Here is a 15191-nt window from a genome sequence, read left to right on the forward strand (position 1 = left end):
AGGAGCAAAGATATGAAATTGTCACCAAGACTACAAGCTATTGCAGACTATGTTCAGAAGGGGGCTACAGTAGCAGATATAGGAACTGATCATGGATATATTCCTGTTTATCTTGTAGATAACAATGTATCTAATAAAATCATTGCAACAGATATCAATATTGGACCATTAGAAAATGCTAAATCTTACATTGAAAAAAAAAGCTACGAAGAGATTATAGAGACTAGATTAGGCAATGGATTAGAACCCTTATCACCTAATGAAGTTGATACAGTAATAATTGCTGGAATGGGAGGTCTTTTGATTACTGAGATTTTGGAGAGCTCTCAAGTTGTGACACAAAAAATAAATAGATTTATTTTACAGCCCATGGTTGGCTCAGAAGAACTAAGAAGATACTTATATAGAAGCAAATACAAGATAATAGATGAGAAGCTGGCTAAGGAAGGACACAAGATATATGAAATAATAGTAGCAGCTCATGGCGAAGATAACATAGATAATGAAATATACTATGAAATAGGGAAAAAACTAGTTGAAAACAAGGATAAACATCTTAAAGAATTATTAGAAGTAAAGATAAGAAAGACAGAAAAAATTTTAATTGCATTAAAGGATAAAGAAACAGTAAACGGAAAGCTTAAGTATAAACAAATAGAAAGAAAATATAATGAATATAAGGAGGTGTTAGATACCATATGTTAGCTAAAGACATTATCAAGTTAATAAATAACATAGCACCTTCTAAACTAATAGATAAAAAATGGGACAACTCTGGTCTTCAGATTGGAAGTTTAGAAAAAAAAGTTAAGAAAATTTTATTAGCTCTTGATATTAGCCCTATCACAGTAAAATATGCCCTAGATAATCAAATAGACATGATACTGTCTCACCATCCATTTTTCTTCACACCAATTAAATCCATATCATCTGATGAGATTAAAGGAAAAATGATAGTAGATTTAGTTAATAATGACATAGTAGTATATAGTGCACATACAAACTTAGATTCTGCGGAAAATGGAGTGAGTGAAATACTTGCAAAAAAACTTAAACTAAGGGATATTAGTGTACTGTCTAATAGCTTTACAGAGAAACTTTATAAAGTAGTTGTTTATGTTCCTATTTCTCATAAAGATTCAGTAAGAGATGCTATGACTAATCAAGGGGCTGGGTTCATAGGAAACTATAGTCATTGTACATTCAATATTACAGGTACAGGTACTTTTATGCCTAGAGAAGGTACTAACCCCTACATAGGGGAAGCTAATAGACTAGAATTTGTACAAGAAGAGAGAATAGAAGCTATAGTATCAGATGAAGGTCTAACAAAAGTATTAGACTCTATGCTAAAAGCTCATCCATATGAAGAAGTTGCATATGATATTTACGAACTTTACAACAAAGGAAAAGATTATGGTTATGGTAGAGTTGGAGTATTGGAAAAAGAAAGTACCTTATTAGATTTTGCAAAACAGGTGAAAGAAACCTTAAATTGTGATAGTATAAAAGTATATGGAGATACAAGTAGAATTACAAAAAGAATAGCAATTTGTGGTGGGAGTGGGATTGATTTTTTAAATGATGTACACTTTAGTGGTGCGGACACGTATGTTACAGGAGATATTAAATATCATGATGCTCAAATTGCTTTAGAGAAAAACATAGCCTTAATCGATGCAGGTCATTTTTACACTGAAAATTTAGCAATGTCTTATATAAAAAATTATTTAGATGAAATGACTAAAGGAAAAGTAAGTACAATCAGCTTTGAAGAAAAAAGTATTCCTTTTATTACTGTTTAACTATAAACCTACATTTATTAGCCTTAAGGAGGTCAAAGGATGAGCCAGTTGGAACTTTTATGGAGGTTGCAACAACATGATAATAGATTGGCACAACTATTACTAAAGCTTAAGGAAATTGAAAACGAAAAGAGAATGGATGATTTAAAGGTTAGACTCAAGCAAGTAGAATATGACATAACACATCGAAAAACTCAAAAGGAAGTAGATGAAGTAAAGATACAAAGAGCTAGCAGTAAACTAGAACAGATGACTTGTAAATTAAGCGATGTGGAGAAAAAGCTTTATGACGGCAGCGTGTCAGATCTAAAGCAGCTAACCTTCATGAGCAAGGAAGCACAAGAGATAAAAAAAGAATCCATAAAGCTAGAGAAAGATATTTTAAATCTTATGGAAGAAACTGAAAAATTAGAGCAAGAATTAAACAAGTCAACTAGCCTATATAATGCGCTTAAGGCAGAAATGGAGAAAAACATAGAGGAATACAAAGCTGTAGCTGAAAGGTTAAAATTAAAAATAAAAAAAGAAAAAGCTGCTCTAGAAATAATATTATCTAAGTTAGATGAAGAGCAAAAGATAAAATATAGTACATTAAAAGAAAAAAAAGGGAAGGTTGTTGCAGAGGTGATTGATGGTAAATGCAGAGGATGTCATATTACTATCCCTTTATTTATTATGTGTAAGCTAAAAAACAAGGATGAAATAACTTATTGCGATAACTGTGGTAGAATTTTATACTATAGAGAACAGGGCTATATTAATACAGTAAAAACTAATGCCTAAAGAACTATAACAAAATAACTATAAAATGATGGAATTAGAAGGATTATTTTCATTTGACATAAGGCTTAGCATTATGCTATATTTAATGGAGTAAAAAGAATATTTAAGTAAGCCAGATGATCGCATGCGTTTGCATGAGGAAAGTCCGAGCTCCAAAGGGCAGGGTGCTGGGTAATACCCAGTGGGGGCAACCCCAAGGATAGTGCAACAGAGATATACCGCCAGAACTCTTTTTCGGTGTAACAACTGAGCATGTAGTGAAATAGTCCATAGAAGGGGCTATCTGGTAAGGGTGGAAAGGCGAGGTAAGAGCTCACCAGCAGCTAGGCGACTAGCTGGCTATGTAAACCCCATCTGGAGCAAGACCAAGTAGGGACTAGAAAAGGCGGCTGCCCGTCGCCATCCCAAAGGTAGGTCGCTGGAACCTATTGGCAACATTAGGTCTAGATAGATGATCGTCTAATACAGAACTCGGCTTATAGACTTACTTAATACAATTTATGAAAACTCAATGCTTAAAAGGCACTGAGTTTTCTTTTTGTTACATAGATTCCTATCTAAGGGTATCATCTAATACCACTATATCACTGTGAAAAGTGGAAAAATTAAAGGAAAATTGTAGAATCATATAGAATATAGAGGGATAAGGAAAGCAGCAGAATTAAAAAGGAGAGTGAATTTATGTTCAATAAGGATGAAAAAAATAATTTTCCTGAAATTATTAGTAATTTTCAAAAAATAATTTTAGATGGAAAATTTAATGAAAGTATAAGCTACATTCAAAATCAAAAATACATAAAGAGAATATCTCTAGAATATTTTCCTTCATTCACAAGAAATAGTGTTGGAAAGGAATTAGATAATAATCACTATGTAAAAATGGACAGTTCTGATAGATTGTTTTTTTATTTAATAATGCTTTTTTTTAGCCCTAGATATGCTAAGACCTGGAAGCATATTTTTAACCATTATAATTATGAAAAAATAAACGGATTAGATTTATTAGAACAAAAAAAATGTGGATATATGGTATATATATATTTCCTAGAATTAATTAAAAATCCAAAGGACTACGATTATAAAATATTAAAAGACTTTTGTAAAGTCAATAATTTCTGGATCGAAGCTCAAAGTGCTAATTTCAAAGAAATGAAGATAACAAAGGATAATGATAAAAAGAAAGAATTAATATATTTTTTTGCTGACAATATTGAAAAATTAAATAATGAACCCATATATGGTGAGTTTGATAAAAAGACATTCATTAAATCTGTAACAGACTACATAGATGTAATTAAAAATAGTATATTAGATGAAGGTCTAATGCATAAGGTATCTGCAATTAAATATGGAAATGAAGGGGATTTAGATAATGCCTTTGAAAATATGAAAAGAGCATATGAAGCCGGAGTGTCCTCTAGGACCATTTTTGAATGGGCCTCTGAAAATTCTTATCTCCCACAACTAAAGGAATATCTTAATACAAGATATAAAATTGACCCTAGCCTAAAGGATGTATACCAAATGATTAATTTATGCGATCTTATGCTTAGCATTCAAGGAATAGAGATAGCTGAATTAAAAAAATATGTAATAAGATTTGTAAAAAGATATCCGAATCCGCCTGGAGATAAGGAGTTAGGAGAGTTTAACATTTGCCTTTCTAAATATAATAAACAAATATGGGGCTTAGAAATATATACAATATTGCATAAAACCTTTCCTGGAGATCGTTATATTAAAAAGACAAATGCTGATTTGTTGATAGAGATGGAGAATCAACTTGATGAAGCTGTTTTTCTTTATTATGATGCTTTTATTCAGTTTAAAAATGAGAAAAAATTTAATTTAAAGCCTTTTAGAAAGGTGGCTATTACGTGCATATTAAAGGATAGAAATGATCTTACCCAAATGTTATTGACTTTATTAGATGGAGAAAACAATAAACTATGGATTCGTACAAAGAAAAACTTCAATACTTTAATTGTTCTAGGCAGAAAAATTAACGAAAAAAATAATAAATCTAAGGTTAACCTGTTTAATGAGTTTTGCATTGCTGTAGACAAGGGATCATTAACAGGTATAATATATTCTATTTGTAGGTATGATAATGAATTTTTATTGAATTATGATGAAGTTAAAGAAATACTTAGCAATTATAATCAGTATGAGCTGAAAAAAAGCCTGCTCAAATTTTTTGTAGAATATGATTTACACAGTGAGCTTAACATAGAATCTATATTAAGTTTAATAAAAACAACAAGTTTTAAAATGTATGAAATCCTAAAAGATATAAATGATAAATATCGCTCTGAAGTTTACTTATTAGAGCCCTATGTAGAGAAAATACTTACTAACAGGTTAACAGCTTGCTATGGCGAATTATTTCCTTTATTAGAAGCAGAAGAAAGGGCAAGGATTAAAGAAATAGTTACCTTATTGATGGTTGAATTATTTGGCTTTAACCAATTATATAAATATAAATATCCAGAATTTATAGGTGTATTAAATATACCTGAAGAAAAGAAAAAAGAGAAGATACTTGAACTTACTAATACCTGTTTAAAATATTATAATGATAATCCTGATTATTTTATTGGATACGGCCAAATGTTAATGAAAATAAAGCAATGGCGTGAGGCATTATTGAATTTTAAAGAAGCTAATAACCCTAAATTTGTAGAAGTATTTGATAGATCAGATTCTGCACTTGTATCTGAAAATATTTGCAAACTCTACATAATGGCAGAAGAAGGCAGAATTGATTATAATATAAAGGAATTAAGCTATGTATTAAAAGCTATTTCTATTGTCGTAAAAATGGATTCTAATCATGTTACTCTTAATAAACTAGAAGAGCTATTTAGGGATAAAAATGACCCTCTAATACATGTTATATCTTCATTTAATTATGCTTTAGAAAATAAGAGTATAGAAGCAGTTAGAGAAATTAACAAAGTGAAATTTTTTCTAGGAGAACTATATAACTCGTGCTTCAATATGATCAATAGCTTGTTAATAGGAGTAGAAAATGAAATAACTGAGGATATAAACTCTCCTCAAGAAGAAATAGCATCTACTGAAGAATATTTGATTGATGATTATTTAACAACTTACAATGATGACTATGATTTAGATAAGTTTTTTGCTCTAACTCATGACTCAAGCATGTTTCTAAGTACAAAAGATTTTTTGAATTTTGTGCCATATTTAGCTCTAGAGATAGAAAACTTCAAATTATCAGTAGATATGTATGAGATTTTGAAGCTGGAAATAAAGGATAGGTATAATGTTAATATCTTAGATGAACTTGAGCTAAAGTCATTATCTAATAAAAGCTTGCAAGTAATAAAAGCTGCAGTTGAAAAAGATAATATTAAGGATTTCTGTGAATTTGTACTAAAATATATTGAAATCAACAGTATAATCTTAGAAAAAAATAAATTGTATATACCGCTTTTGCATCTCTCTTTTGAGGCTTTATTAGTTACATATTATTCTTCAAAAATAGGGGTTGATTGGAAAATCTCCTTTGATACTGCAATAGATAATATACTTGTGGCCTATAAAAGCATTAATGATTCAAAAGAGTTATTCGAAAATCTTAAATTTACTAAATATATATGCACTTTTTTTAAGTTACAAGAAAATGGATACCTAAATAAAATAGCACCTTATAATTTAGATGCTTTTAAAAAGTTTGTACATATTTGGAGGTTAAAACTCTCCTATAATAACATAATTAATACAGTAGATAAAAGAAGAGTAATAGAGGAAATAAAAAATGAAATTTTAACAATAAGAGAGTCCTTTACAGAAATAAAGAATAATAAATATAGAAAAAAATATATTAGTATCTGTGATAATCTTGATTTAGCCTGTATAAAAGAAAGAGAAAGGCTTAGAAAAAGAGTAAACCTACAGTGCAAGCTTTTGAATAATATGGATAGCTTAGGGTTAGAGACAGTGCTCCATTTTCATGTAAAAAATACTGGTGAGGCTATAGCTAATGAGCTCAGTGCAAGCATAGAACTGCGTAAAGGTATAGAACTTATAGAATCTAAGTATTTAAATCTTGGAGGTTTAAGAAAAAATAAGGGTACTAGCTTTAAATTTGATTATTGTTTCAGCGAGGCGGGAGACTATGTATCAATAATCACCTTAAAATATATTGAAGATGGAGAAGGGGACTATTATACCTGTGAAATTCCCATCAGGATAGAGGATAGGATTAACAAATTTCAAAGAACTCCTACTTATTTGTACCTAACTGCTCCAGCAGGTGCTGAAAGCACATATTTTTACGGTAGAGAAGAAGAAATAAATGATATACATGATAATTTTTTAGACTTAAAAAGAGGAGATCATTCCTTTTTTATTCATGGTCTACGTCGTGTAGGGAAATCTTCCCTGCTAAATTATGTTAAGACAAGCTTAAATGAAAGGTGTTATTCAGTATTATGTAACGCAGATAGTGGCATATTGCCTAAAACTACAGATGAGCTTATTTATAAGCTTTTTGTAAGTAAAATTATTGATTCATTTAAATATGATTATGGCATTGATTTAGGAGAGGTATCCCTTGAGGAATTTTCTATGGGTAGTGGAGATTCAATGGAGAAGTTTGATGCTTTTTTAAGAAAAATCGAAGAAAACATTGGAGAAAAATCCTTGATAATCTTAATTGATGAATTTGAAGGGCTCCTAAGATCCTTTAACAATAGTGTTGAAAATATTCTACCAGATCTTAGAAGGATTGCTCTTGATCGTTTAAGAAAAACATGTTTTATATTTGCCGGAGGAGAAGACATTGTAAACAGGACAGAAGTAACAGTAGCACGTATTGCCGACTCTAGCAGGAGAATAAGGTTAGGATTTTTAGATAAAGCTGCTGCTATAAACTTGATTAAAGAACCAGTAAATGAGTACCTAGTCTATACAGATGAAAGTATAGAGTCCATAATGCAATATACAAAAGGGCATCCATATTATATTGTACAAATTTGCTTAAAAATACTTGACAAACTAAATAAAGAGAAGAAAGAAAACACTGTATATCCATTAGATGTTGAATTTGCAGTTCAAGAAATTTTAAAAGGCTCAGATTTGTTTATTAATATAGAAGAGATAATAGTAGATCCTTGTGAAAGAGCTATTATAATCTTGTTAGGAAGATTTCTTAAACATGATAATGACAGTTTAGACATAAAAAAGCTTATAGAAATATTTAAAGTTATCGATACCGAATACAACTTAGAGGGTAGATTTTTTAAAGACTACATTAAGGGTTCCGCAGATAAATTAGTGGAAAAAAACATACTAGAAAAAGCAACTGAAAAGGATGTAGCTTCCTATAAATTTACTCTTGAACTATGGCGACTATGGTATAAAAATGTAAGCGGAGCAAAATGGAAAGAGTGGTTAGAAGCAAATGATATGCAAATACTTTGCGGCATTGACGAGATAGAAGAAATAAATAGAATAATATAAAGGGGGATTTTATATGCTGAATAGCATATTAGCCAATAAATGTCCAGTTATTAATAGTGAAGACTATATTGGTGATGAGAATTTAGTTTTGGACATTTATGATATTATCAATGCAAAAAGAAATAACTTTGCAATAATAAATGATGACGGTGTGGGGAAGTCCTCACTGCTAAATTATATTAATTTTCCAGACACTAAAGAAAAGTATCTAGCTGAATTTAACAAAAAGACAACATTAATAGTCAAAACAGATAAAACAGATCCCAAAAGTGCTTTAGAATTTCTTGAAACACTGAGGAGATGTTTAAAATATGAAATTAAATATAACCAATATATCATAAAGGATATTAAAAGGGAATGTGATGAAATATTTCGTGAATACAAGGACTATTCAGAAGAGAACAAAATAAGAGACTGCTTATATGATATTTTTAGGTTTTTATATATAAAAAAAATAGGCACAATCTTTTTAATAGATGATTTTGACAAGATGATTAAAAACATTAAAGAGTATCAAAAAATGGAGATGGCACAAGAAAATTATTCTTTTCTTAGGGATGTGGCCAATGATACATCTTCATTTAATGTTCACTTTATAGTTACAAGTAGAGTAGAGATTCAAAAAATTTCTTATACAGTAGATGTTTCAGGACTACCTGGTATATTTACTCCTAAACAGATAGAGTTGTTTGGAGATAGGGAGATAAATATATATATTGATAAAGCTTTCGAGAAAAGTGGGATTGTGGTATTAGAAGATGAAAGAGAAATGTTGAAAAAAGTAAGTGGAGGTTTTCCTGGTCTCCTTAGAATTGCTTGTGAGGCTTTATACCAAGCAAAAAAAGAAGGCAAAACAATAAGTGAAGAACAGATGATTAATGATGTAATAGATGAATCGGATTTGTTAGAAACTCATTGGGGCTGCTCTACTTTAGAAGAAAAAAAGCTATATAAAAACATAGGGTTATCAGAAGACATATATGTCCTTTCTAAGCATGAGGAAGCTGAAGCCTTAAGAGCTTCAATAAAGAGAAAAATATTAAAAGAAGATAAAATATTTGTATCCAAAGCTTTTCAATTTTATGTTAACAAAAAATCTATAATAGAAGATGAAGTTAATGTTACTAATGATACCAATACTGATACTGATTATAAAGAATTATTAGAGAAACACAAGAAGGTAACAGATGCAGCAATAAGAGTAATAGAAAGACAAGAAGAGTTAAACTTAATGATGTTCAAAAAGCTAGAATCACATATTAATTCAGATTCAACCATACATTCATATCAAGACAGGGCATTATCAAAAGAAGAAAAAGAAGAATATAACGAGTATGTTGTAAAAATGGCAGGAGATTATTTCCAAGATATATCTCTAAATATTGATCATATAGATACACTAAAGAACATGTCAATAAAAAACATATGGAATAAGCTGGATAATTTTAATTTGACGAAAATAGTTCAAGGAGAAAAATTAAATAGTATTTATTCAAAGACAAAGTTTGATCAATCTCCTGTAGGGATTTCATACACTGATGTCTTCGAGAATATTATAAAAACCAAGGCATTTCCCTCTATGAAAAAATACATAAGCAACAAATATCCAGAGTTAAAAATAAGGCCAAATGAAAGAGCAAATGAATTGTTATTAAAATTTCATCCAGACCCTATGGTTGGAAACTTTAAACATATTTTAATGAACTATGAAAAAATAATTAAGGAATATTATAGTACTGAAGTGGCTGGAGATAAAATATTAAGGATTTACAATGAAGACTTTAAAACAAAGCTTCACAACATACATATTCTACGAAATAGAATATCACATGAAAAAAGAACGGAAGCAGATAAGGTAACTGTTAATGATATAAGGAGATTGAGAGAAAACATGTTTGGTGGAGAAGTTAGCTGTATAGAATATTTGATAAGACTTTCAGAAATAAAGTAGGGGATAATCTCTCCTGCTTTTTAAATGATATGAAATACTTCTATGTATACAAGACATTTTTTGATATAATGTACTAATGAAATAATTTAAGGCATTTTGGAGGATATCAAATGAGAATTATAGAAAGAGATAAAGCATTTTATAAATCAATGTTTGCAATAGCATTACCAATAACTCTACAGAACCTAATTACATCTTCATTGAACATGATAGATACATTGATGATTACTAGTCTAGGAGAAGGTAGTATCGCAGCTGTTGGATTAGCTAATCAGTTTTTTTTCTTTTATGCATTAATAGCATTTGGAATTAATAGTGGTTCTTCAATTTTCATAGCACAATTTTGGGGAAAAAAAGATACAGATAATATAAAAAAAGTATTAGGATTGGCAATAATCCTGTGCGGTGGAGTGGGGGTAATATTTACTGCAGTAGCATTATTTAAACCAGAATATATCATGATGTTTTTTACAAAAGAAGCAGATGTAGTAAGATTAGGGAGCGACTATTTAAGGATAGTATCTTTAAGCTATATTATTACAGGTATAAGCTTTGCTTTTAGTGTTGCTCTTAGAAGCATTGAACAAGCCAAAACACCTATGGTAGTTAGTGGTATATCCTTTGTAACTAATACAGTGTTCAATTATCTGCTTATTTTTGGAAAATTTGGTTTTCCAGAGCTTGGGATTAAAGGTGCGGCTTATGGAACTCTCATTGCAAGGATAGTTGAGATTATTTTTATTTTATACGCAATATATTCTGACAAAGGTCCTTTAGCAGGAAGCCTTAAAGAATTAACCAATTGGAATAAAGAATTTGTTTTTAAATATTTTAAAACTACTTATCCTGTAATAGTAAATGAAACTTTCTGGTCCTTAGGAAATGTTATGTATTCAGTAGCTTATGCTAAAATAGGAAAAGAAGCTACAGCAGCTGTTCAAATAGCTAATACTATACAAAATATTTTTTTAGTTATTTCTAGAGGCTTAGCAAATGCATGCACAGTTATGGTAGGAAATAAAATAGGAGCAAATGAAGAGAAAGAAGCTTACTCATACGCCGTTAAGTATCTCTTTATTGCTACAACCTCTGGATTATTTTTAGGAGTTATTCTATATTTAACCTCGGGATTCACACTAAAAGCCTTTAATGGTTTAACAGATGAACTGTTCCATACTTCAAAAAAGATGCTTGCTGTTATGGCTATTTACCTAATTGCGAAGATGTTTAATGGAACTTTGATTGTGGGAGTACTTAGGGGTGGTGGAGATACAACCTTTTCTATGCTGCTAGAAATGGGTTCTGTATGGCTGGTAGGAGTTCCACTAGCATTTTTAGGAGCATTAGTATTTAAATTACCAGTATATTATGTTATGGCTATTGTTTCCTTGGAAGAGGTAGTAAAGGCCACTATAGGATTGCCCAGAGTGATATCTAAAAAATGGATTAGAAATGTAACATGATAATAATACAAGCTCTTGTTTATTAAAAGCAAGAGCTTATTCCTTATAAAGCAATATATTTGTAACATTATATTGCTAATGGAATAGCTTTATAATATAATGATGTTAATTGAGTGTAGCTTTGATTTTTTTGGAGGGATGTGGGGAGTAGTGAAAAAATGTTTTGCTGCTTTAGTTGGATTTGCTTTGATGCTTTTAACAAATACAGCGTTTGCTGATGTAGGCGTATTTTTAAAGGATATTACATTATTAGCTCAGGAAGGCACAAACGCTACAACTTTTTCCCAAGGAGCTAGAGTATATATTTCTGGAGAAAATGAAAATCAATATATTATCAGTGAACAAAACGATACGTATTATGCGGACAAGCAAGATTTAATAACCATAACAAAAAAAATTAAGATATACAAGCTTAAAGATATACCAGCAGCAATGTATTCAGAAGCAGACTTTAACTCTAGTATTGTTAAAGAGCTAGGGGCTGGAGAACTACTTAGTCTAATAGATAATCATGGAGAGTTTGGTTTATTTAACACACAGGATGAAAAGAAGGGCTATGTTTACCTTTCGATACTGGATGAAATCTTTATTGAAAAGGAAAATATTTCTCTTGGTACAGCAACAGCAGCTATGACAGTTAAGAATAAGGACAATAAATATTTACATATTCGTAAAGCAGATATTCTATATATAAAAGATTTTAGAGATAGTCAGTTTATATTATTAGATGAAGAAGGAAACGAATTTGCAGTAAACCCACTTTTAGTTTCTCTTAATAAGGAAAATGTTCAGTTATCTAGAGCTAGCTTCAATAGAAATAGTGTTACTAACGTAAGCAAGGTAATCGAATATGCACACAATGCTATTGGCAAACCTTATGCTTATGCTCAGGCAGGGAACAAAGGCTATGACTGTTCAGGTTTAACCTATGCTGCATACCAGCAAATAAGTATAAAATTGCCACGCTCATCTAGTGAACAGGCTGGAGTAGGTACTACCGTAAAAAAGGAAGATTTAATAGCTGGGGATTTAATATTTTTCGATACAACAGGGAAAAAAAGAATATCACATGTGGGCATATATATAGGAGACGGCAAAATGATACATGCTTCTACTGGTCAAAAAAAAGTAGTAATAGAAGAAGTGAATTCTAGCTACTATAAGAATAGATTTGTTACTGCAAGGAGAATAATCGAAAATTAAAACATTTTAATAAATATAATCATAGGCCTTATTAAATCCTGAATAACAAGCAGAGTTTGATAAGGCTTAATTTTTTGTGAGGAATATAACAATGATTGAATAAAAAGTTTAAAATATGCTAATATATTAGAGAATGACATAATTTTCAAGGGCATTGGTACAGTCTTGTTTTATAACGAATATAAAAGTTCTATATTTTTATTTTAAATATATAAATTGAAAGGATGATTACATATGGCTGAAATTTTAAAGGGTGCTCCTGTAGCAAAAGCTATAAAGGAAAAAATCATAGCTGAGGCAGAGACTCTAAAGCAGAGAAATATTATTCCCACATTAGGTATAATAAGAATGGGTAATAGGGCAGATGATATTTCTTATGAGAAGGGTGTTATTAAAAACTGCGAGTCTGTAGGTATACAGGCACGTGTATTTGAAGTAAGTGCAGATACTCCTATGGATGAATTCGTGCAGCTTATTAAAAAAGCAAACGAAGATCATACGGTGCATGGGATATTAATGTTTAGACCCTTACCAGATCATATTGATTATGAGATAATAAAGGAGTTAATAGATCCTAAAAAAGATGTTGATTGTATGCATCCACTTAATCTAGAAAAGGTGTTTGAAGGCGATATAGACGGATTTGTACCATGTACTCCAAAGGCAGTAATAGAGGTATTAAAGCATTATAATGTTCCTTTAGTAGGAGCAAATGTAGCAATAATAAATAGAAGTATGGTAGTCGGGAGACCTCTTAGTATGATGTTTTTAGGTGAAAGCTCTACAGTTACAATATGCCACTCTAAAACTAAAGATTTACCTAAATTGACAGCTAAAAATGATATAGTAGTAGCTGCTGTTGGAAAAGCAAGAATGCTTGGTAAAGATTATTTTAGTGAAAACAGTATAGTCATTGATGTAGGGATTAATGATGCTGGGGAAGGAAAGATATGTGGTGATGTAGATTATGATAATGTAGTTGAAAATGTAAAAGCCATTACTCCTGTTCCAGGAGGAGTAGGTAGTGTTACATCAGCTATTTTACTAAGACACGTAATTATGGCGTGCAAAAATATTACAGATAAATAATAGTTGAAAAAAAGGCCAATATGGCCTTTTTTGCTGTCTAAAATTGTAATTAAATAGAAAATAATTAATTTATTACAAAAGAAGGAATATTATGATAAGCATTGAATAATGAATAATAAAAGAAAAATGAAAGGAGGGCAGTACAATTAAAAAAAGGAGGGATAATTATTGATGTCTAAGAAAAGATTGCTTATCATAATTACAATCATTTTAACTCTATGTATTGTTTCCTTCACAGCCTATGCTCAATCACCAGAAGATGGAGGTGTTAATTTTGGTGTGATTTCATTATTACCACCTTTACTAGCTATAGTTCTTGCATTTATTACAAAGCAGGTCCTATTGTCATTATTTCTTGGAGTATTTGTAGGCGCTTTATTATTATATGGAGGAAATCCTTTTTATGCATTTTTAAGAACCTTAGATGAATACTTACTAGGTTCTGCATCAGATTCGTGGAATGCGGCAATACTAATATTTACTTTAAGCATTGGTGGAATGATTGGTGTAGTTTCAAAAATGGGAGGAACAAAAGCTATAGCTGAGGCATTAGCTAAAAAAACCAAAACTGCTAGAGGAGCTCAAATAGTCACTTGGATATTAGGGGTTCTTGTTTTTTTTGATGATTATGCTAATACTCTTATAGTTGGTCCTACTATGAGACCTTTGTCTGATAAGATGAAAGTATCTAGAGAAAAGCTTTCGTACATTATAGACTCAACAGCAGCTCCTATTGCAGGTATGGCCTTGGTATCTACATGGGTAGGATATGAAATAGGAGTTATGAGAAATGCTTATGAAGCTATTGGGGTTTCAGAAAATATTTACTTTGTGTTTTTAAAATCTATTCCTTATACTTTCTATAACATAATTGCAATATTACTGGTGTTAGTATTGGCTATTACTCAAAAAGAAATAGGGCCAATGTATCATGCTGAAAGAAGAGCAAGGCTTACTGGGAAGCTAAATTCTGACACTGCAAAGCCTATGGCTAGTGATGAAGTTTCTAAAATGGAAATCCAGGAAGGTATTAAATTAAAAGCCTCAAATGCTATCATACCTATATTGACCTTAGTGTAAAATAATTGTAGGAAAAAATATAAAAAGAATAGCCCCATATGTTATGATGGAAGTGTCAAAGCAACACACCAAAACACAGAGGAGGCTATTCTTATGAATACAATTATACACGAAATAGTAGAAAAAATCACCCTGGATATGAAAAATAATTTAGAGGACCTAATATTAGATAGTAAAGACATTTCTCATTTCATCATAAATACAGGAAAATCCCTAGATGAAATAGGAGTTAAAATAGTGAAGGAAGCTCTAGAAATGCTTGATGAGACCATTAGGGAGTCAAGCACTAGAAAAAAGGAATACTACATTCAAAGAAGAAATGATAAA

General features: G+C 30.6%; 10 protein-coding genes and 1 other RNA gene. All 11 read left to right on the top strand.

From position 1 onward, the window contains the following. Positions 1-12 precede the first annotated feature (12 nt). A complete protein-coding gene (locus tag BLV37_RS10635; protein ID WP_091731133.1) occupies positions 13-705 on the top strand; it encodes a tRNA (adenine(22)-N(1))-methyltransferase in 693 nt (230 codons plus the stop codon). Then, on the top strand, positions 699-1805 hold the full coding sequence (locus BLV37_RS10640) for a Nif3-like dinuclear metal center hexameric protein (RefSeq protein WP_091731136.1): 1107 nt from the start codon (positions 699-701) through the stop codon (positions 1803-1805). Before BLV37_RS10635 ends, BLV37_RS10640 begins: the two co-directional genes overlap by 7 nt. 39 nt (positions 1806-1844) lie before the next feature. After that, positions 1845-2588: a zinc ribbon domain-containing protein gene (locus BLV37_RS10645; protein ID WP_091731139.1), complete on the top strand. Its 744-nt coding sequence runs from the start codon at positions 1845-1847 to the stop codon at positions 2586-2588. A gap of 104 nt (positions 2589-2692) precedes the next feature. Further along, an RNA gene (gene rnpB, locus BLV37_RS10650) (RNase P RNA component class A) lies at positions 2693-3083 on the top strand. 186 nt (positions 3084-3269) lie between these two features. After that, complete coding sequence (locus BLV37_RS10655; RefSeq protein WP_091731141.1) at positions 3270-8078, top strand: ATP-binding protein; 4809 nt, start codon at positions 3270-3272, stop codon at positions 8076-8078. A gap of 13 nt (positions 8079-8091) precedes the next feature. Next, positions 8092-10029, top strand: coding sequence for a hypothetical protein (locus BLV37_RS10660; RefSeq protein ID WP_091731144.1), 1938 nt, complete (start codon positions 8092-8094; stop codon positions 10027-10029). 110 nt (positions 10030-10139) lie between these two features. After that, entirely contained in the window at positions 10140-11492 is a 1353-nt protein-coding gene (locus BLV37_RS10665) for an MATE family efflux transporter (RefSeq protein ID WP_091731145.1), read from the top strand. Between the two features lie 150 nt (positions 11493-11642). Next, positions 11643-12695, top strand: a complete 1053-nt coding sequence (locus BLV37_RS10670; protein WP_176967958.1) for a C40 family peptidase — start codon at positions 11643-11645, stop codon at positions 12693-12695. A 234-nt stretch (positions 12696-12929) separates the two neighbouring features. After that, positions 12930-13784: a bifunctional 5,10-methylenetetrahydrofolate dehydrogenase/5,10-methenyltetrahydrofolate cyclohydrolase gene (locus BLV37_RS10675; RefSeq protein WP_091731150.1), complete on the top strand. Its 855-nt coding sequence runs from the start codon at positions 12930-12932 to the stop codon at positions 13782-13784. Positions 13785-13955: 171 nt separating this feature from the next. Continuing rightward, positions 13956-14864 carry a Na+/H+ antiporter NhaC family protein gene (locus BLV37_RS10680; protein ID WP_091731160.1) on the top strand — a complete coding sequence of 303 codons (909 nt, stop codon included), beginning with the start codon at positions 13956-13958 and terminating at the stop codon, positions 14862-14864. A gap of 93 nt (positions 14865-14957) precedes the next feature. Beyond that, on the top strand, positions 14958-15191 hold a 234-nt coding region (locus tag BLV37_RS10685; protein ID WP_208975253.1), incomplete at its 3' end, for a hypothetical protein.

It is taken from the genome of Proteiniborus ethanoligenes, assembly GCF_900107485.1.
GTDB classification, from domain to species: domain Bacteria; phylum Bacillota; class Clostridia; order Tissierellales; family Proteiniboraceae; genus Proteiniborus; species Proteiniborus ethanoligenes.